The organism is Phaeovulum veldkampii DSM 11550, from assembly GCF_003034995.1.
Lineage (GTDB): Bacteria > Pseudomonadota > Alphaproteobacteria > Rhodobacterales > Rhodobacteraceae > Phaeovulum > Phaeovulum veldkampii.
Window position 1 is genome coordinate 12,319 of sequence record NZ_PZKF01000010.1, and the last position, 19,536, is coordinate 31,854.

Consider the following 19,536-nt stretch of genomic DNA (forward strand, 5'->3'; position numbering starts at 1 on the left):
AAACGCTGCACCCACTCCCTGAATCGGTCAAGTGTCAAGCTGTGCGGTCTCTGTTTCACAACGATTTGTCTCCTTCTTGTCACAAGTTTTACGCCGGAGACTGTGCTTTTGGCTGAAATCGGGCTGAGGGCGGCAGAGATATGTCCCTTTCTGCAAACCACCGGAGGCTTTTGAAATCACTCTGGCTTGGCGCTGTTGGAATGATAGACTGGGGTCAAATAGAAAGGTTTTTGCGAATGGCCAAAAAGACCCGCCCCGAGAGATGCCCCAACCCGCCCCTGCCAGCGTCGATCCGGCCGCCGATCCAGCCCAGGCCAAGGCGCCGCGCAAACCGGCAAAACCGCGGGCCCCGAAACCGGTCGTCACCGCGCCCCAGCCTGCCGCCCTTGTGGCGATGTCGCCGGTGGCAGAGCCTGCCCAAGATACGGTTAGCGATGCGGCCCCCGTCCTGCGGCGCAAGGCATTTGTAGAGCGGGTGCAGGCGGCCTCGGGCGGTCACCGCAAAAAGGATGTGCGCGAAATTTCCGAGGCGGTGCTGATGGTTCTGGGCGAGGCTTTGGCCCGCGGCGAGGATCTGCACCTGCCGCCGCTCGGCCGCGCCCGCGTCAGCCGCCACCTCGACCGCAGCGCCGGCGAGACGCTGGTGATCAAGCTGCGTCGGCATGATGCGGATGAGGCGGCAAAGGGTGAAAAAACTGCGCATCAGGCTCTTGCAGAGGGTGACGACTGACGTTATTACCCCCGCCACCGGGTGATTAGCTCAGCGGTAGAGCGCTTCGTTCACATCGAAGATGTCAGGGGTTCAAATCCCTTATCACCCACCATTATAACGCGTTGAGGCGCCTCGGTTTTTTGCCGGGGCGCTTTCGTTTTGCGAAGTGCGCCATGGTTTGTTGAACCTAACGCACCCCACGAACCCTCCCGAAGTCGAGGATTTCGGCCGCCTCGCGCAGGTGATCGGGCGCATATCTGGCATAGACCCTCTCGGTTACGGCCGTTGATGAATGTCCGAGATACTGGCTGATTTTTGACATGGGCACCCCGCCCTCAGCCATGTGAACGGCTGCGGTATGACGCAGGACGTGCGGCGACACACCGTTTAGCCCTGCGGACTTGACCGCGCGCTCAAAGCCCTTGCGGATTGACCGAACCGGCACACCTGCCCACTCTACGACGAAATCGGACAGAGCCGCTTCGCGCGCCGACATGAGCGCAGCGCGCATGGTCGCATTGATCGGCACAACAGCGCGCCCCTTCCGCGGGCCTTCGCAATCGGCGCGTAGGTTGATCTGGCCCCGGTCCATGTCGACGCGATCCCACGTCAGGTCCAGCACGGCGCCAACGCGAGCGGCGGTGGTCAGCATAAGCAGGATTGCCAGCCTGATGTGAGGCTCGCAATCCGCAGCCAGCAGTCGCTCGATCTCGGCGTGGGTCAGGTATCGGTCCTTGGGGGCAGGCTTCTGCGGCCGCTCGATATAGGGCGCAACCGGGATCAACCTCGCCTTGTCGGCCGCCCAGGTCATGCAGGTGCGCAGGTGGCCCAACTCGGTCCAGACCGAGCCGATCGATATCCCGACTGCGCGCCTTTGCGCTGTGTAGGACCGGCAATGGTCTGTCGTGATCTGGTCGGGCCGCAGGGCGCCGAAGTGGGCCTTGATGGCAAGCCCGGTGTATCCCATCGTTGTGGCGACTGGCCGCCCCGGGCTCTGTTGCACAAATCGACTGATGGCCGAGCTACCCCTTTCCCCGGACACACTTATCCCACGGCCTCGGTCACGGGTATGCCGAGCGCGGTGAAGCCGTTCATGACGGCGACACGGATCTGAAGCTCGGCGACTTGGCGGTCGGGCTCTCGCGCCATGAGGCGTTGGCCCAACAGCTTCATGCAGTGCATCTTGGTCTCGGCCCGACTTCGGCGGTGGTAGCCGCTCCATTTCCGCCAGATCTTCCGGCCCAGGCGTTTGGATGCGCGGAGGGCCTCGTTGCGGGCGATCGCGCCTGCGCTGTCGGGCTTCCAGGGTTTGGCATTCTTGCGGGGCGGGATGACGGCATGGGCCCCGCGGTCGGCGATGGCGTCGTGACACTTGCGCGTATCGTAGGCCCCATCTGCGGTGACGTTGCCGATCTCTTGATCGGGCGGGATTTGGTCGAGCAATTCGGGCAGCATGGGCGCATCGCCGATATCGCTGCTGGTGAACTCCACCGCCCTGATTTCCAGTGTTTTTTCATCGATGCCGAGGTGAACCTTGCGCCATACGCGGCGTTTGGCGCCACCATGCTTGCGGGCATTCCACTCGCCTTCACCCTCGACCTTGATGCCGGTGCTGTCGATCAAGAGGTGCAGCGGCTCCTCCGAGCCTCGATACGGGATGTTCACGGCGAGGGTCTTCTGCCGGCGCGACAGCGTGCTGAAATCCGGCACTGACCAGTCGAGCCCGCTCAACTGCAGAAGGCTTTCGACAAAGCCCGTCGTCTGCCTCAGCGCCATGCCGAACAGCACTTTCATCGTCAGGCAGGTCTGGATGGCGGCGTCGCTGTAGGTGGGCTGCCGGCCACGCTTGCCGGTCGGCAAGGCCTCCCACGTCATCTCGGGATCGAACCAGATCGTCAGCGAGCCTCGGCGCTTCAGCGCTTCGTTATAGGCCCGCCAATTCTTGATCTTGTAGGTCGGGGGTGTCGGTCTGCTCATGCCATCCAGCTATCACGCTGGATTCACGAGGTGAATCCCCCAAGGGCTTTGCGCAACAGAGCCTCGCCGGTGGTGAACTCGGCGGCCCGGATTTCCAAGGATTTCTCCACGTCCTTTTCGCCTGCCCCATCTTCGGGGGAGTGCTTCGCTTTCAGACGGCTACTTGCCCGCGGTCGCACCGCATTCGGACAGCCGCTCGAACTTTGACAGTTTCACATGCACTGTGCTGCGCAAGGAAATTTAAACCATATCAGGGGTATCAATAGGGAGAATCGGAACTCGTTGCAGGGTTGCTGCGCAAAGTTCTGGTTGCACGACGATGTTGAAAGCGAAAACTCGGAACTTAATTGCCAATCGCGCTGATGTTCAAATTTTGGCATAAGCCGAATAGCGCCACTTCTATTGGCAAAAAAGTGCCCCAAGCCTGAGGGTTGCAAGCGTGGCGCTCGTATCTAATTCCCACTTCGGGGCCAACATAGTTTTGACAAAGGACAGCGTGGTTCACGGTGAGCCCTTCCGTGAAATGCTTGAAGAAATTCATTTTTCTGAGTTTCGGTATCCAGGCGGAGCGGTTACAGAGCAACAAACCTGGGAAAATGGTGGACTGAGCAGAGTTTTTGGACCGAGCATGGAGCCCGGGACCGATGGATACGTCATGACTCTGCGAGAAGCGATGGAGCTTGCCGATGACCATGACGCAGGATTGACGGTAGTTATTCCAACAACTCAGTTTTATGATCCGACAACCCAGACATTTGAAACCGCAGGATTCGAACGCTACCTGAGCGAATTACGGAACGCGATAACTGAAAACCCTGAGGCAAAGGTGACTGGATTTCAAATTGGCAACGAGTTCTGGTCATCCATGACCGCTTCAGACTACGGAACAATAGCGAACATTCAGATATCTTATCTCGACGACCTACGGAAGGAACTGTCCCAGACTTTGGGAGAAGATTGGGCAGTTCCGTCAATTGGAATTCAGGCCGGGGCTGCTTGGAGCTCGGATGGCATTGAACAGAGCCGTGAAATTGCCGAAGCTATTTCAGCCGAAAATCGCCCATTGATCGATACGATATATCAAAACACTTACCCCGACGCAGAACGATCACTCGATTGGCAAGCGGACTGGAGCATCCGGCCAGCGGTTACCTTCAGTGAATCTGAAGGCTTTTCGTCCAATCTGAAGGTATCGTTGTCCGAATTCAACATCGCAGCAAACAGTGCTGTGGGTGTAAATCTGGCTGGGGCATGGATAGAGGAGTTTGCCAGATATATTGATATTGGAGTGGATGAGGTAATCCATTGGGGAACGCAGTATAAATGGTTGTCCAACAAGCTGTATGATGCTCAGTTTCCTGAGGCGGAGGCCAATGCATCAGAGATTCACGTTATAGCAACGCCGCTGGGTCAGATTTACGATCTGGCGCAGGCGAACCTATCAGGCAAGCAAACGATCTCTGATATCGATGCAGTGGAAGGGATGGTTGTTCCGGAGGAGATCGGAATCACCGGATTTCAGGAGGCCGGGCAAAAAATCGTATTCCTCCACAATAATAGTGGAGAGACCGCGCAAATCGATATTTCAAGCGCGGTCATCGGCAAGCACGCCATCTTGCATCATCTGATTTCTGCCGATTCACCTTACACCGGCTCCGTGGATGAAAGCATATCATCACCGTTTCCGGATGGGGAGATTGCTGATTCCCGAGGGGACATGAAGGTCACAAGCGGAGAGGCATTGGCTTCTTCGATCACGCTCAATGACAACGAATTGGTCATGCTGACCATCTCGGATCCCGAGGTTGATTTGACTATCGAGGGTGCACATCATCAGACGGATCATCGAACCGGCACAACCGATGATGTGATATTCGGTGCCTCGGGCAACGACATTCTACGGGGGCATGTCGGGAATGACAACCTAGACGGCGGTGGCGGGAACGACATTCTGACCGGCGGGGTGGGGAATGACACTCTTCGTGGGGGGGATGATGATGACATCATCATTTCAGACCGTGGAGAGGATGTCATAGATGGCGGTAGTGGCGACGATCTGATCATCCTGACGGGCGAGCGGGATGGTGATAGGGCGTCGGTCACCGGAGGAGATGGGGAGGACATATTTCTTTTTGGTGGCTGCCACGATACGGTTGTTCATGATTTGAGTGCCGAAGATCGGCTCGGGTTTGACGGAGTGTTTAGAAATCAGGACGATCTCGCAGAAGCAACCCGAATTCAAGATGACGATCTAATCGTTTCTGGCCCAGAAGGAAACGATATCGTGTTGGTTGGCGCGGCTTCCTTGAGTGAAAAACTGTCGAGCATGGTCTTGGACTTTTCCTCCCAAGAGGAGGTCGATTCAATTATGATGGGGCGGCTTTCAAAATTGACCCTGGATCAGTTGAAGGAGCTTTATCTGAATTTTTCAAACGTGGATGGTGTTCCTGATAGTCAGCCGCCCGCGGCCCAGCCTGCTAGTGAAGCTGGACCGGTAGATATCCGAGCCGATGAAGTATTTGGACGATCCCTGACTGTTCTTGATGATTCATCGGATGCGGTGGCGAATGCGATGCCGTGGAGTTCCAGCGTAAGCTACTGGCCGGATTATGATGTAATCGCGAACCGGATCACCATTGGCCCGGAAGATGACGATGATCTCGAAACGCTCGAGCCCGGAACGGGGATTGGAAGTGAGCCGGACCCAGGGGGGAACCCTGCACCGGAGGATGACGGCATTGAAATCGAAGCGCCTGAGTGGACCGATGGAAATCCCGACTTCGTGCCCCCGGATGACGATCCTCAAGAAAGCGAGATTGATCCCATTTCTGGAGCAGGAGGAGGGTGTTTTGTTGCGACCGCAGCATTTGGCGATCGCATGCATCCAGATGTCGTTTCTTTACGGGGTTTCCGAGACAAGCATCTGGTGAGATTTGGGCTTGGTCGCGCCTTTATCAGGTTTTATTGGTGGATTGGCCCGAAATTGGCCCGTACGACAAAGCCACATCAACTTCGTGCAAAAGCAGCAAGGTGGGTTCTTTCGAACCTAGTGGCTGTCTTGCGGCGCTCCGGCCTCACCTGAGGACATCGAGATCGGCGACAAAGAGTTGTGGACGGCTCTGATGATGGGTTGGGTAGCCCCTCCTGACGGCACTTGCGCCAGATTGATCCGGACGGGAGCAGGAGGAATTGGCTATGAAGAGAGTCTCGATCATCGGCGTTGACCTGGCGAAGCAGGTCTTTCAACTGCACGGTGCGACAGCGGAGGGCGAAGTCGTGTTTCGCAAGAAACTGTCGCGCAAGCAGTTTCTTGCGTTCATGCAGATGCATCCCGGATGTCTCGTTGCCATGGAAGCCAGCGCGACATCTCATTATTGGGCGCGGACGTTGGCGCAAATCGGGCACGAGGTGCGCCTGATCGCCCCGAAGTTCGTCAAGCCGTATTTGAAGAACCAGAAGAACGACATGGCGGATGCCGAGGCCATCGCGGAGGCGGCCAGCCGACCGACCATGCGTTTCGTCGAGGTGAAGACGCCCCAAGTTCAACAGCAAATCCGCTAAGTAATTGAATTCATTTGTGGTGATTTCTGGAATTGCCACAACATAAGGCGGTTTAAGCAGGCTTTGAGACGTCTAGTGACAGAAAGGGGCGACAGCGACTACCTGCTTCGGGCCTTTGAGAACGGAGGGCGTGGCACGCCACCGGCTACAACGTCAACGCCAGCATATGGACGAGCGTCGAACTGTGTCAGGTCAGCCTGTATGCCTTCGACCACATTCCAGTGTCGTCGGTTGATGCGGAGAGTCTGGCGGCACCAATCATCGATCTCAACGAGTGCTTGGTGCCCGAAGCCCGCCTGCTCCACGCTCAATGCCTGGCCGCCAGCGCCAGCGCAAAGCTCGATTGAGGTCAGATCGCAGTGCATTTCGCGCCTCGCTTGATGTCCGCAACACGATACAGCGACAACAAGAACAAAATGTCAACGCGGGTCATCGCGCTGTAATTACTGACACGGTCGCGGCACTGACTAAATGGTGCCCGGCTATGATCGTGACCAGCGGGTCGCGGAATTTACGAAGTGCGCTTAGGTTCGCTGAACCTGTGTGAACCTGAGACACCTGTATAAACCATGAACAAAGGCCGATTGCGAACCGTGCCTTTCACCAAAGAACAATGGGTTGGGCAGTGCGACGTTCGTTCACATCGAAGATGTCAGGGGTTCAAATCCCTTATCACCCACCATGAATTCACCGATCAGGGGCGCGCCGAGGGCGGCGCCCCTTTTCGTTTCCCGACCGATTGCGACGGCCCCCTGCCTGCCACCGCTTGCCTGACGCCGACAAGCCCGCTACAAGCACCGCGCCGGGTGATTAGCTCAGTTGGTAGAGCGCCTCGTTTACACCGAGGATGTCGGGGGTTCGAGTCCCTCATCACCCACCATTTCAGCGGTTTCCAGACCGGGCGCGTCGTTCAGCGGTCAGATTTCACCAGTCGCAGGGCCGCGCGGCGTGTTTCGGGGGTGGAGGCGCCGGGGCGGGCGGGCGGCTCGGCGAGGCCGTGGGGGGCAAGCGGCCAGGTCACAGGCAGGCTCATGTCAACCGGCAGGCCCGCCAGAGCCGGGGCGATGGCGGCGCTTGCCAGATCAAAGCGGCGCGGGCTGCGGCCGATGCTGCCTTCGGCCACCAGACAGCCCAGCACCCGGTTCACATCGCCCAGATCCGAGGTCAGCGGCAGCAACAGCAGCCGTGCAGCCAGCGCAGGCTGGCCGATGCCGGTTTCGGCGTGCAGGCTGGCCTCGGCCACGGCGGGGTTGGCAAAGACCGCCTCCAGCAGTTCGGCCGCGGGCTTGCGCGACAGCGGCGCAAAGAAGGTGCTGAGCGGCATCCCCCGCACCTCCATCCCCATCAGGTCGTTCAGATGCATTCCCGCCAGCCGGAACCGGCCCATGCCCGGCGCGATCCGTTCCAGCAGAAAGGTGTAATCCAGCGCGCGTTCGATGCCGCGGGGGTCCACCTCGGCGCGGGCGGGCACCGGGCGGCCCTGCCGCAGCGCTTCCCAATAGCTGCGCAGATCGGCCAGGGCGCGGTCGGCGGGGCTGCGCGGTGCGGTGCCCAGCGCGATGATCTTGCCGTCAGTGTGGTCATTCAGGTCCATGCGGGCACTCCCGGAAAGGTTCGACGCGGGGGGCGGGCCATGCTAGGTCTGCCCCGTTCAGCTTTGCGTAACTATACCGGGGTGAGCGAGACTGCGGTGAGGAAAGTTACCAAATGGTTAAGGGCAGGGCAGGGTGATGGGCGAGACGGGCCACGATGCCGTGATCGTATCGATGACGGGCTTTGCCGCGCGGCAGGGGGCCGGGGCGGGGTGCGACTGGGTGTGGGATATTCGCTCGGTCAATGGCAAGGGGCTGGATCTGCGGCTGCGCCTGCCCGATGGCATCGAGGGGCTGGAGCCTGCGCTGCGCGAGGCGGTGGGCCGCGTGGCCAGCCGCGGCAATGTCAGCGTGACGCTGCGGCTGTCCAGGCCGGGGGCGGCAGAGGTTGCGCAGTTGAACCCTGCGGGGCTGGAGGCGGCGCTGACTCTGCTGGAGCGGATCACCGCGGCGGCCAATGCCCGCGGGCTGGAACTGGCGGCGCCGCGCGCGACCGACCTTGCCACCCTGCGCGGCGTCACCGAACCCGCAACCCCCGCCCCCGACACCGGCGCCTTGCGCGCGGCGCTGTTGGCCGATCTGCCGCCGCTGCTGGCGGAATTTGACGCGATGCGCCGGGCCGAGGGGGCGGCGCTGGCCCGCGTTCTGGCCGGGCAGATCGACCGGATCGCGGCCCTGACCGAGGCCGCAGCGCTGGCCGCCGAGGCCCGCCGCCCCGAGGCGGCCGAAGCCCTGCGTGCGGCGCTGGCCCGCGTGATGGAGAGCGCCCCCGGCGCCGACCCGGCGCGTGTCGCGCAGGAACTGGCGATGATCGCGGTAAAATCCGACGTAACCGAAGAGCTTGACCGCCTGCGCGCCCATGTCGCCGCAGCCCGGGCGCTGCTGCACATGCCGGGCCCGGTAGGGCGCAAGTTCGATTTTTTGGCCCAGGAATTCGGCCGCGAGGCGAATACCTTGTGTTCCAAGGCCGGCTCGGCCGCGCTGACCGCCATCGGGCTTGACCTCAAGCACGTCATCGACCAGATGCGCGAGCAGATCCAGAACGTGGAGTAGGCAATGGCGGGTTTGGCGGCAGGTTCGATGCGGCGCGGGCTTCTGATCATTCTCTCGTCGCCCTCGGGCGCGGGCAAATCGACGCTGGCCAGGCGGCTGATGCAATGGGATCCGACGATGCGGTTTTCCGTGTCGGCCACCACCCGCACGCCGCGGCCCGGCGAGGTGGAGGGGCAAGATTACTACTTTCTCGACAAGGAGGCATTTCGCGCCAGTGTCGAAGCGGGCGAGATGCTGGAACATGCCGAGGTGTTCGGCAATTTCTACGGCTCGCCCCGAAAGCCGGTGGAACAGGCGCTGGAGGCGGGGCGCGATGTACTGTTCGATGTCGATTGGCAGGGCGCACAGCAAATCCGCAATTCGGCGCTGGGGCGTGACTCGCTGTCGATCTTCATTCTGCCGCCCTCGATCCCAGAACTGGAACGTCGCTTGCGTTTCCGCGCGCAGGACAGCGACGAAACAATCCACCGCCGGATGGAAAAAAGCCGCGACGAGATCAGTCACTGGGCCGAATACGACTATGTTCTGGTCAATGAGGATCTGCACGAAACCGAGGAACGGTTGCAGCATATCATCACCGCCCAGCGCCTGCGTCGCCAGCAGCAACCCGCGTTGACCGATCACGTCCGCCTGCTGAACAGGGAGTTTGACGCCCGATGATCTACGAACTTGACGGGATCGCACCGCAGATCGCGCCCGACGCCTGGGTAGCACCCGATGCCAACCTGATCGGCAAGGTGGTGCTGGAGCCGGGCGCCAGCATCTGGTTTGGCGCCACCCTGCGCGGCGATAACGAGGAAATCCGGGTCGGCGCGGGCAGCAATGTGCAGGAAAACTGCGTGCTGCACACCGACATGGGCTTTCCGCTGGTGATCGGGGCCGATTGCACGGTGGGCCACAAGGCGATGCTGCACGGCTGCATCATCGGCGCGGGCAGTCTGATCGGCATGGGCGCCACGGTGCTGAACGGCGCCAAGATCGGACGGGGCTGTCTGATCGGGGCTGGGGCACTGATTACCGAGGGCAAGGACATTCCCGATTTTTCGCTGGTGATGGGGGCGCCGGGCAAGGTGGTGCGGGTGCTGGATGCGGCGGCGCAGGCGCGCCTTCTGGCATCGGCGGCGCATTACCGCGCCAATGCACGGCGCTATGGCGCGGGGCTGCGGGCGCTGTAGCGCAGGGTCACAGGATTCGCAGGGGTCAGGGGGCGGGCAACTCGATCAGGTCGAAATCAAGACCGGGGCAGATGGCGCGGATTTCGCGCAAGATCAGGTTGCGGTCGGGAACGGGTTGTGTGGTGGCGCGCAGCGCCCCGCGGTAGCCGAGGCTTACCAACCTTTCAGCCAGATCAAGGGCGTCAAACCCGGCCACCATCAGCGGGCACAGCGCCACATCCGGTTGAACCCGGTCCAGCAGCGCGCCATCAAGCTCGCGATGCCCGGTCTGAAATATCTGCGTGCCGGTGACGCCGCGCAGGCTGGAGGGCAGATGATGAGCTGGTTCGACAACAAGAATGACGCGTCCGGTGGACGCCATCCGCTCGATACAGGCGGATGCGGAGCGCAGTGACCTGCTCCGGAAATGTTCAGCCGCCATGTGGTCCCCTTCGACCTTGACAGATTGCGGGGAACTTGTCGGAAGAACTGCCTCCATCAAAGGAAGTATTCAGTTTTTGCGCGACACCACTCTTTATACTACACGCTTAGGTTTACAGATAATGAAGCCTACACTCAAGAAATATTGACTCGGCTGCGTTCTCGCCTGCGGTCGGTTTACAATGCCAGGGGCTTTCTGCAAGCCTTGGGCGGGAAGACGGGGGGTTTTATGGATGATGCGCTGATGGTGGCGGTAATCGACGGGGTGCCGCTGCCGGTGCTGATCGTCGATGGCGATGAACGGGTGCTGGCTGCCAACAGCCCGGCCCGGCGATTGTTTGGCGAGGCGCCCGAGGGGCGGCCCTTTGTCACCATCCTGCGCCAGCCGGTGCTGGGGCTGGCGCTGGAGGCGGCCCTGCGGCAGGGCACATCCACGCGGGTGCGCGCGCAGATCACCGGATCAGGCCCCGAAGCGCGGGGCGAGATTGTGGCCATGGTGCAGGCCGCGCCCTTGCCGGGGGGGCGGGCAATGCTGGCCTTTGAAGACATCAGCGCGCTGGAACATGCCGAGGCGATGCGGCGCGATTTTGTGGCCAATGTCAGCCATGAGTTGCGCACACCACTGACGGCGCTGCTGGGCTTTATCGAAACCCTGCGCGGGGCGGCGCGCGATGATCCGGCCGCGCGCGAGCGGTTTCTGGGCATCATGGAGCGCGAGGCGGGGCGGATGAACCGGCTGGTGGGCGATCTGTTGTCGCTCAGCCGGGTCGAGGCCGAGGAACGCCGCCGCCCGACGACGCGGGTCGATCTCGCGGCGCTGGTGCATTCGACGCTGGTCACTCTGCGCCCGCAGGCCGAAGCCGCGGGGGTGGAGTTGATCGCCGAAGGGATGGCGGGGCCGGTTCCGGTGCCCGCCGATGCCGACCAACTGACGCAGGTGTTTCACAATCTGGTCGAGAATGCGGTGAAATACGGCGGCGCGGGCGGCGAGGTGCGCGTCGGTCTGACCAGGTTGCCCTATGAGCCGGTGCTGCGCGGCCCGGCGATTCAGGTTTCGGTGGTTGACCGAGGCGAGGGGATCGACGCGATCCACCTGCCGCGCCTGACCGAGCGGTTCTATCGCGTCGACTCGCACCGCTCGCGCGAGAAGGGCGGCACCGGGTTGGGGCTGGCGATCGTCAAGCATATCATCGCCCGCCACCGCGGCCGGTTCCGCATTGAAAGCGTGAAGGGCGAGGGCAGCCGGTTCAGCGTGATCCTGCCCGAGACCTGAGCCCGGACCGGGAAGGGGGGCTGTCTGCCCCCCTCTGGGCCTGCGGCCCATTCACCCCCCGAGGATATTTCGGCCAAGATGAAAGACAGCGGATGGCCTGCTGCGGTCAGGTGGTTTTCAACCAGAGCCAGCCATTTGCAGGAAGCGTCAGGCTGTTGCCCGCGCTACGGCCCGCATCGGGGTCGGCACCGGGGCCAACGGCGATACCATCGGGCGCCGCGGCAATCGTGCGAGGTTCGGGAGAGAGGTTGAAAAGGCAGGTCAGGCGTTGTGTCTCGCCGGTTCTGACAAAGCCCAAAATCGGCGCGGGCAGGTCAAGAAACCGGATATCGCCTGTACGAAGCGCGGCGCTGGCGCGGCGGAAGGCCAGCACCTTGCGATACTGCGCGAGGACGGAGCCGGGGTCGGTCTCTTGCGCGGCGACGGCGCGGGCGGCCTGGGGGGCCTTGACTGGCAGCCAGGGGCGGGCGGCGGAAAAGCCGGCGTTCGGGGCATCGGTTTCCCATACCATCGGGGTGCGGCAGCCGTCGCGGCCCTTATCCTCGGGCCAGAAGCGCAGGCCGGGCGGGTCGGTCAGTTCGTGATACGCCATCTCGGTCTGGGTCTGGCCCAGCTCTTCGCCCTGATAAAGGCTGATCGTGCCGGGGAACGAGGCCAGCAGCGCGATGGCCTGTTTTGCCAGTGCCTGAGGCGATGCCCCGTCCTTTTCCCAGCGGGTGACATGGCGGATCACGTCATGGTTGGAAAAGGCCCAGGACGGCCAGCCATCGGGGGCGGCTGCGAAAAAGCTGTCGATGCAGGCGCGGAAATGTTCGGGCGTATAATCCGGCCCCAGCATGTCAAAGCTGTAGGCCATGTGCAGGTGATCCGGCCCCGAGGTATACTCGGCCATGATCTTGAGCGCGCGGCCCGGCGCATCGCCCACCTCGCCCACCAGACAGCGCGCGTCGTAGCGGTTCAGAAGCTGCCGCATCCGGGCCAGGAAGGGCAGATTTTCGGGCCTCGTCTTGTCGTGCAGGTGCAGTTGCATGTCATAGGGTGCGGGCTGCGGGCGGCCATCCTTGCGCGGCATGGCGGGTGGGTTTGGCCGCAGTTCAGGGTCGTGGAAATAGTAGTTCACAGTATCAAGCCGGAACCCGTCCACGCCCCGGTCGAGCCAGAAGCGCAGGACATCAAGCATTTCGTCCTGAACCGCGGGGTTGTGAAAGTTCAGGTCGGGCTGGGATGCCAGAAAGTTGTGAAGATAGAACTGGCGCCGCCCCGCCTCCCATTCCCAGGCGGGGCCGCCAAAGACTGAGAGCCAGTTATTCGGTGGTGTGCCGTCGGGGTTCGGGTCGGCCCAGACATACCAGTCGTATTTTGCACCGCGCTTGCGGGCATCGGCAAACCAGGGGTGGCGGTCTGAGGTGTGGCTGATCACCTGATCAAGGATCACCTTCAGCCCCAGATCATGCGCCCGTGCCACAAGCCGGTCGAAATCGGCCATCGTGCCGAATACCGGGTCGATGCCGCGATAGTCTGACACGTCATAGCCCATGTCGGCCATCGGCGAGGTGTAGATCGGTGACAGCCAGATCGCATCGACACCAAGGCTGGCCACATAGGGCAGGCGGCGGATGATGCCTGCCAGATCGCCCACGCCATCGCCCGAGTCATCCTGAAAACTGCGCGGGTAAATCTGATAGATCACTGCGCCGCGCCACCAGTCGTTGTTCATCCTGCCCTCTGCCTGCCCGGGATTCGGGCAAAGCATAGCCTGCGGCGGGGCGGCTTGAAATCATTTGCGCCTGCGGCGCCGGGCTTGCTTGACGTAGAGGGGACGCGCCGCCATCAAGAGGGTGGAAATTGCAGGAAAGCCACCGCCCGTGAAAGATCTGATCGCCCCCTCGCCAGAAACATTCCGCAGTGACATCCTGCGCCACCTGACCTTTACCATGGGCAAGGATGCCGCCCATGCCTCGGTCTACGACTGGCGGCTGGCGTTATCTTTCGCGCTGCGCGACCGGATCGTGGAGCCGTGGTTTGCCGCCACTCGCCAGACCTGGGACGAGGGGCGCAAGCGTGTCTATTATCTGTCGATGGAATTTCTGATCGGCCGGATTCTGGAAGATGCCGCGATCAACCTTGGTCTGCGCGATGTGGCGGCAGCCGCGCTGGAAACGCTGGGGCAGGATTTTCGCGCCATCGTCGAGGACGAACCCGACGCGGCACTTGGCAATGGCGGGCTGGGGCGGCTGGCGGCCTGCTACATGGAAAGCATGGCGACGCTGGGCTGCCCCGGTTACGGCTATGGCATCCGCTATGAACATGGCCTGTTCAAGCAGCGCTTTGAAGGGGGCCGTCAGGTTGAAAGCCCGGAAGACTGGCTGAACCAGCGCCACCCCTGGGAATTCGAGCGCCCGGAGGCCGCCTATGAGGTGGGTTTCAAGGGCGAGGTGGTGCGCGAGGGCGGGCGTGCCGTCTGGCTGCCGGGCGAAACCGTGCGCGCCGAGGCCCATGATACGCCGGTGGTGGGCTGGGCGGGCCGCTGGGCCAATACGCTGCGGCTTTGGGCGGCCAAGCCTACGACGCTGTTCGATCTCGACCGGTTCAACCGCGGTGATTATGCCGCCGCCGCCGAACCCGAGGCGCTGGCGCGCACGCTCAGCCGGGTGCTTTACCCTGACGACACCACCTATGCCGGAAAGGAACTGCGGCTGAAGCAGGAATATTTCCTGACCTCGGCCGCGTTGCAGGACATTTTGCGCCGCCACCTGTCGGCGGGCTATGCGCTGGAGGATCTGCCGCAGCATGTGGCGATCCAGATGAACGATACCCACCCTGCGATTGCCGGGCCGGAACTGATCCGGCTGCTGGTCGATCAGCATGGCTTGGGTTTTGATGCGGCGATCGACATTGCGGTGGCCTGTCTGGGCTATACCAACCACACCCTGCTGCCCGAGGCGCTGGAACGCTGGGCGACCTATCTGATGGGCAATGTGCTGCCGAGGCATCTGCAGATCATCGAGGAAATCGACGCCTGGCACCTGCGCCATCATCCGACCCGGCCGCATTGGGTGGGGATCGTCAAGCACCACGAGGTGCGGATGGGCGAGCTGGCCTTTATCACCGCGCACAAGGTCAACGGGGTGTCGGCGCTGCATACCGATCTGGTAAGGCAGAACCTGTTTTCCGAACTTGAGGCGCTGCATCCGGGGCGCATTGTCAACCAGACCAACGGCGTCACCCCGCGGCGCTGGCTGCGGATGGCGAACCCGGCGCTGTCGGGGCTGATCACCAAGGCGATCGGGCCGGGCTGGGAGGCCGATCTGGACCGCTTGAAGGGCCTTGAGGCGCATGTCGATGATGCCGCCTTCCGGGCCGATTTTGCCGCGGCCAAGCGCACCAACAAGGTGGCGCTCGCTGACTGGATCGCCCGGACTCAGGGCGTGACCGTCTGCCCCGACGCGATCTTTGACGTTCAGGTCAAGCGTATCCACGAATACAAGCGCCAGTTGCTGAACATTCTGGAAACCATCGCGCATTGGCACGCGATCCGGCAGAATCCGCAGGGCGACTGGGTGCCGCGGGTCAGGATATTTGGTGGCAAGGCCGCGCCCGGCTATCTTGCGGCCAAGGAAATAATTCGTCTTATCAACGATGTGGCGGCGGTTATTAATAATGATCCGGTGACTGGCGATCTGTTGAAGGTGGTCTATCCGGCGAATTACAACGTCTCGATGGCGGAACGGCTGATCCCGGCGGCCGATCTGTCGGAACAGATTTCGACCGCGGGCAAGGAAGCCTCGGGCACCGGCAACATGAAATTCGCGTTGAACGGGGCGCTGACCATCGGCACGCTGGATGGCGCCAATGTGGAAATCCGCGAACAGGTGGGGCCGGACAACTTCTTCCTGTTCGGCCTGACCGCCGCCGAGGTGGTGGAGCGGCGCAAGACCCCCGATCACGCGCGTCAGGCAATTCTGGCCAGCCAGCCGTTGCAGGATGTGTTGCAGATGATTGCCGAAGGGCAGTTCAGCCCTGACGAACCGGCCCGCTATCATGGCCTTGTGCATAACATGTGGCATTCGGATTATTTCCTCGTCGCCTCGGATTTTACCGCTTATGCAGAGGCGCAACGCGCCGTCGAGGCGGCCTTTCGGCGCCCGGACGACTGGTGGCGCATGGCGGCCCTGAACACCGCGCGGATGGGGTTCTTTTCCTCTGACCGGGCGATCCGGGGCTATATGGCCGAAATCTGGGGCGCCGCATCGGCGCTGTAAGGGGATGACATGGCGCTGATTGATCCGTCCGAGGCGCGCGCTTTGGCCGAAGGCCGACACAACGACCCGTTTGCCGTTCTGGGTGCGCATGGGGGCCGGATCTTGGCGTTGCAACCCGATGCGGCGCGACTGTGGGCGATGCCAGAGGCGGGCGAGACGGTTGAACTGGCTGCGGTGGCGCCGGGTGTCTTTGCCGCTGCCTTCCCCGAGGGAGTGGCCTACCGGCTGCGCGCCGAGGGTGCGGCGGGGCAGTGGGACTTTGACGATCCCTACCGCTTTGGCCCGGTTCTGGGCGAGATCGACGAATATCTGATCGGCGAGGGTCGCCACCGGCGGCTGTGGCAGGCGCTGGGGGCGCATCTGATCCGGCATCAGGGCGTGGCGGGCGTGCATTTTGCCGTTTGGGCCCCCGAGGCGCGGCGGGTGTCTGTGGTGGGCGGCTTCAACAACTGGGACGGACGCCGCCATCAGATGCGAAAGCGGGGCGCCACAGGGGTTTGGGAGATATTCCTGCCAGGTCTGGTGGCGGGCGAGGCTTATAAATACGAAATCCTTGGCGCCGACGGGCTGTTGCAGCCGCTGAAGGCCGATCCGCTGGGGTTTGGTGCAGAACACCCGCCCGGAACCTCGTCTGTGGTGCGGCAGTTGGGGCTGCATGGCTGGCAGGATGCGGGCTGGATGGGCACCCGCGCCGCGGCCAACACAATCGGCGCGCCGATTTCCATCTATGAGGTGCATCTGGGCAGTTGGCGGCGGGTGTGGGATCAGGGGGGGCGGCCGCTGTCCTACTTTGAGCTTGCCTCGCAACTTGTTGATTATGTGGTCGATATGGGCTTTACCCATATCGAGTTGCTGCCGATCACCGAACATCCCTTTGACGGCAGCTGGGGCTATCAGCCGGTGGGGCTTTATGCCCCGACCATCCGCCACGGCCGCCCCGAGGAATTCGCGGCGCTGGTAGATGCCGCGCACCGGCGCGGGCTCGGGGTGATCCTGGATTGGGTGCCGGGGCATTTTCCCTCGGATTCCCATGGTCTTGCACGTTTTGATGGCACCGCGCTTTATGAACATGCCGACCCGAAAGAGGGGTTTCACCGCGACTGGAACACTCTGATCTACAACTATGGCCGCCGCGAGGTGGCCAATTACCTGCTGGCCAATGCGTTGTTCTGGCTGGAGGAATACCATCTGGACGGGCTGCGCGTCGATGCTGTGGCCTCGATGCTCTACCGCGACTATTCGCGGCCTGCGGGCGAATGGGTGCCCAACATTCACGGCGGGCGCGAAAACCTTGAGGCGATAGAGTTTCTCAGATCCATGAACGCCAGCGCCTATGCCGGCGCGCCGGGCATTCTGACGGTGGCCGAGGAAAGCACCTCGTTCCCGAAAGTGTCACATCCGGTTCACGAAGGCGGGCTAGGGTTCGGCTTCAAATGGAATATGGGCTGGATGAATGACAGCCTGCGCTACATCGCCCGCGACCCGATTCACCGGCGCCATCACCATAATGAAATGACATTTGCTTCGTCATACGCTTACAGTGAAAACTTCATCCTTCCCATCAGCCATGACGAGGTGGTGCACGGCAAGGGCAGCATGTTGGGCAAGATGCCGGGGCTGGAGGGCGAAAAGTTCGCCAACCTGCGCGCCTTTTACGCCTTCATGTGGGGGCATCCGGGCAAGAAGCTGCTGTTCATGGGGCAGGAATTTGCCCAAGACCGCGAATGGGCGCAGGCCGGGGCGCTGGACTGGCACCTGCTGGACGATCCGCGCCACCGCGGCGTGCAAAGCCTGATCCGCGATCTGAACCGGCTTTACCGCGACACGCCCGCGCTGCATTGGGGCGATTGCCGCGCACAGGGCTTTGGCTGGATCGAGGCCGATGATGCCGCCAATTCGGTCTATGTGTTCGAACGACGCGCGGCCGGGGCGCCGCCGCTGGTTCTGCTGGCCAATTTCACGCCGGTCGAGCGTGTAGGCTATGGCGTGCGGCTGCCGCAACCGGGCCGCTGGCGCGAGGTTCTCAACACCGATTCCGCGGTTTATGGGGGCAAAAACCGCGGCAATCTGGGCGGTGTCACGACCGGCGACGATCAGCGCGCCGGAGTCTACCTGCCGCCGCTGTCGGTGGTGATGCTGATGCCAGAGACGATATGACGGGGGGAGAGCGGGAATGAAACCAAGACCGAACATGCGGCTGTCCAGCCAGGCCATGGCCTTTGTGCTGGCGGGCGGGCGCGGCTCGCGCCTGAAGGAGTTGACCGACCGGCGCGCGAAACCGGCCGTCTATTTCGGCGGCAAGACCCGGATCATCGACTTTGCGCTGTCGAATGCGCTGAACTCGGGCATCCGCAAGATGGCGATTGCAACGCAATACAAGGCGCACAGCCTGATCCGCCACATGCAGCGCGGCTGGGGCTTTTTCCGGGCCGAGCGGAACGAATACCTCGACATCCTGCCCGCCAGCCAGCGGGTCAGCGAAAGCCAGTGGTATCTGGGCACCGCCGATGCGGTGACGCAGAACATCGACATCGTCGATGATTACAAGGTCAAGTTTGTCGTGATCCTTGCGGGCGACCATATCTACAAGATGGATTACGAGGTGATGCTGAAGCAGCACGTCGAAACCGGCGCCAATGTGACGATCGGCTGTCTCACCGTGCCGCGCGCCGAGGCCAGCGCCTTTGGTGTGATGGAGGTTGACGCCTCTGGCCGGATCACCCGGTTTCTGGAAAAGCCCGCAGATCCGCCCGGCATACCGGGCGACGAGGGCAATGCGCTGGTGTCGATGGGGATCTATGTCTTTGACTGGTCCTTCCTGCGTGATCTGCTGATCCGAGATTCCGAGGACGAAAACTCCAGCCACGATTTCGGCAACGACCTGATCCCCGAGATCGTGCGCAACGGCAAGGCGATGGCCCATCGCTTTGCCGAAAGCTGTGTCACCTCGGGGCTGGAGCATGAACCCTACTGGCGCGATGTGGGCACGATTGATGCCTTCTGGCAGGCCAATATCGACCTGACCGAGTTTACCCCGAAACTTGACATCTACGACAATGCCTGGCCGATCTGGACCTATGCCGAGATCGTGCCCCCCGCCAAATTCATCCATGATGAGGACGGTCGGCGCGGCATGGCAGTGTCGTCGCTGGTGTCGGGCGATTGCATCGTGTCGGGGTCGGAGGTGCGCAATTCGTTGCTGTTCACCGGCTGTCGGGCGCACAGCTTTTCCGCTCTGGATCATGTGGTTGCGCTGCCTTATGTGCAGATCGGGCGCAAGGCGCAACTGACGCGCTGCGTGATCGACCGCGGCGTGGTGATCCCCGAAGGGCTGGTGGTGGGCGAAGACCCCGAAGAGGATGCGCGCTGGTTTCGCCGCACCGAAGGCGGTGTGGTGCTGATCACGCAGTCGATGCTGGAGGCGCGCGCCTCGGTCCGGGGATAGCGGAAACCGGGCAGGGGGGCTGTCTGCCCCCCCTCTTGCGCGGGCGCGCAATTCACCCCCCGAGGA

At 62.2% G+C, this 19,536-nt stretch carries 15 protein-coding genes, 2 tRNA genes and 1 pseudogene; 12 read left to right on the forward strand and 6 right to left on the reverse strand.

Features of this window, described 5'->3' with window-relative positions; all coding sequences use genetic code 11:
* The first annotated feature begins 262 nt into the window (after nucleotides 1–262).
* Both C5F46_RS05885 and C5F46_RS05890 read left to right on the forward strand, forming a co-directional pair.
* Nucleotides 263–730, forward strand: coding sequence for an HU family DNA-binding protein (locus C5F46_RS05885; protein ID WP_107324435.1), 468 nt, complete (start codon nucleotides 263–265; stop codon nucleotides 728–730).
* 19 nt (nucleotides 731–749) lie between these two features.
* Nucleotides 750–824 (forward strand) — tRNA-Val (locus C5F46_RS05890).
* Between the two features lie 75 nt (nucleotides 825–899).
* Here C5F46_RS05890 and C5F46_RS05895 read toward each other — a convergent pair.
* Nucleotides 900–1,715: a tyrosine-type recombinase/integrase gene (locus C5F46_RS05895; RefSeq protein WP_235820096.1), complete on the reverse strand. Its 816-nt coding sequence runs from the start codon at nucleotides 1,713–1,715 to the stop codon at nucleotides 900–902.
* Nucleotides 1,716–1,756: 41 nt separating this feature from the next.
* On the reverse strand, nucleotides 1,757–2,689 hold the full coding sequence (locus C5F46_RS05900) for an IS5 family transposase (protein WP_107324437.1): 933 nt from the start codon (nucleotides 2,687–2,689) through the stop codon (nucleotides 1,757–1,759).
* Between the two features lie 523 nt (nucleotides 2,690–3,212).
* Here C5F46_RS05900 and C5F46_RS05905 point away from each other — a divergent pair.
* Nucleotides 3,213–5,771, forward strand: coding sequence for a CFI-box-CTERM domain-containing protein (locus C5F46_RS05905; RefSeq protein ID WP_181317734.1), 2,559 nt, complete (start codon nucleotides 3,213–3,215; stop codon nucleotides 5,769–5,771).
* A 113-nt stretch (nucleotides 5,772–5,884) separates the two neighbouring features.
* Nucleotides 5,885–6,235, forward strand: a pseudogene (locus tag C5F46_RS05910) (IS110 family transposase); the annotation flags it as partial.
* A 113-nt stretch (nucleotides 6,236–6,348) separates the two neighbouring features.
* Here the strand turns inward: C5F46_RS05910 and C5F46_RS05915 are convergent.
* Nucleotides 6,349–6,615 carry a DNA cytosine methyltransferase gene (locus C5F46_RS05915; protein WP_107324440.1) on the reverse strand — a complete coding sequence of 89 codons (267 nt, stop codon included), beginning with the start codon at nucleotides 6,613–6,615 and terminating at the stop codon, nucleotides 6,349–6,351.
* Between the two features lie 439 nt (nucleotides 6,616–7,054).
* Here C5F46_RS05915 and C5F46_RS05920 point away from each other — a divergent pair.
* Nucleotides 7,055–7,130 (forward strand) — tRNA-Val (locus tag C5F46_RS05920).
* 30 nt (nucleotides 7,131–7,160) lie between these two features.
* Here the strand turns inward: C5F46_RS05920 and C5F46_RS05925 are convergent.
* Nucleotides 7,161–7,844 (reverse strand): PAS domain-containing protein, encoded by a 684-nt coding sequence (locus C5F46_RS05925; protein ID WP_107324441.1) that lies wholly within the window; start codon nucleotides 7,842–7,844, stop codon nucleotides 7,161–7,163.
* A gap of 160 nt (nucleotides 7,845–8,004) precedes the next feature.
* Here C5F46_RS05925 and C5F46_RS05930 point away from each other — a divergent pair, with 160 nt between their 5' ends.
* Genes C5F46_RS05930 through C5F46_RS05940 form a run of 3 tightly spaced genes read left to right on the forward strand, consistent with a single transcriptional unit; the run spans nucleotide 8,005 to nucleotide 10,070 of the window.
* Nucleotides 8,005–8,895, forward strand: coding sequence for a YicC/YloC family endoribonuclease (locus tag C5F46_RS05930; protein ID WP_107324498.1), 891 nt, complete (start codon nucleotides 8,005–8,007; stop codon nucleotides 8,893–8,895).
* A gap of 3 nt (nucleotides 8,896–8,898) precedes the next feature.
* Nucleotides 8,899–9,555, forward strand: a complete 657-nt coding sequence (gene gmk, locus C5F46_RS05935; protein ID WP_235820097.1) for a guanylate kinase — start codon at nucleotides 8,899–8,901, stop codon at nucleotides 9,553–9,555.
* Nucleotides 9,552–10,070 (forward strand): gamma carbonic anhydrase family protein, encoded by a 519-nt coding sequence (locus tag C5F46_RS05940; RefSeq protein ID WP_107324442.1) that lies wholly within the window; start codon nucleotides 9,552–9,554, stop codon nucleotides 10,068–10,070. The genes gmk and C5F46_RS05940 overlap by 4 nt, the downstream gene beginning before the upstream one ends.
* Before the next feature lie 25 nt (nucleotides 10,071–10,095).
* On the opposite strand, the gene C5F46_RS05945 is transcribed toward C5F46_RS05940, so the two are convergent.
* Nucleotides 10,096–10,491, reverse strand: a complete 396-nt coding sequence (locus tag C5F46_RS05945; protein WP_146160216.1) for a hypothetical protein — start codon at nucleotides 10,489–10,491, stop codon at nucleotides 10,096–10,098.
* A gap of 228 nt (nucleotides 10,492–10,719) precedes the next feature.
* On the opposite strand from C5F46_RS05945, the gene C5F46_RS05950 reads away from it, so the two are divergent.
* Nucleotides 10,720–11,763, forward strand: coding sequence for an ATP-binding protein (locus tag C5F46_RS05950; RefSeq protein ID WP_107324444.1), 1,044 nt, complete (start codon nucleotides 10,720–10,722; stop codon nucleotides 11,761–11,763).
* A 106-nt stretch (nucleotides 11,764–11,869) separates the two neighbouring features.
* Here C5F46_RS05950 and C5F46_RS05955 read toward each other — a convergent pair whose 3' ends face one another.
* On the reverse strand, nucleotides 11,870–13,480 hold the full coding sequence (locus tag C5F46_RS05955; protein ID WP_107324445.1) for an alpha-glucosidase: 1,611 nt from the start codon (nucleotides 13,478–13,480) through the stop codon (nucleotides 11,870–11,872).
* 157 nt (nucleotides 13,481–13,637) lie between these two features.
* Between C5F46_RS05955 and C5F46_RS05960 the strand changes: the two genes are divergently transcribed.
* The 3 genes from C5F46_RS05960 to glgC are packed head-to-tail and all read left to right on the forward strand — an operon-like array spanning nucleotide 13,638 to nucleotide 19,470.
* Nucleotides 13,638–16,025, forward strand: a complete 2,388-nt coding sequence (locus tag C5F46_RS05960; RefSeq protein ID WP_268939039.1) for a glycogen/starch/alpha-glucan phosphorylase — start codon at nucleotides 13,638–13,640, stop codon at nucleotides 16,023–16,025.
* Between the two features lie 9 nt (nucleotides 16,026–16,034).
* Nucleotides 16,035–18,182, forward strand: coding sequence for a 1,4-alpha-glucan branching protein GlgB (gene glgB / locus C5F46_RS05965; protein ID WP_107324447.1), 2,148 nt, complete (start codon nucleotides 16,035–16,037; stop codon nucleotides 18,180–18,182).
* Between the two features lie 16 nt (nucleotides 18,183–18,198).
* Nucleotides 18,199–19,470 (forward strand): glucose-1-phosphate adenylyltransferase, encoded by a 1,272-nt coding sequence (gene glgC, locus C5F46_RS05970; RefSeq protein WP_107324448.1) that lies wholly within the window; start codon nucleotides 18,199–18,201, stop codon nucleotides 19,468–19,470.
* Nucleotides 19,471–19,536 lie beyond the last annotated feature (66 nt).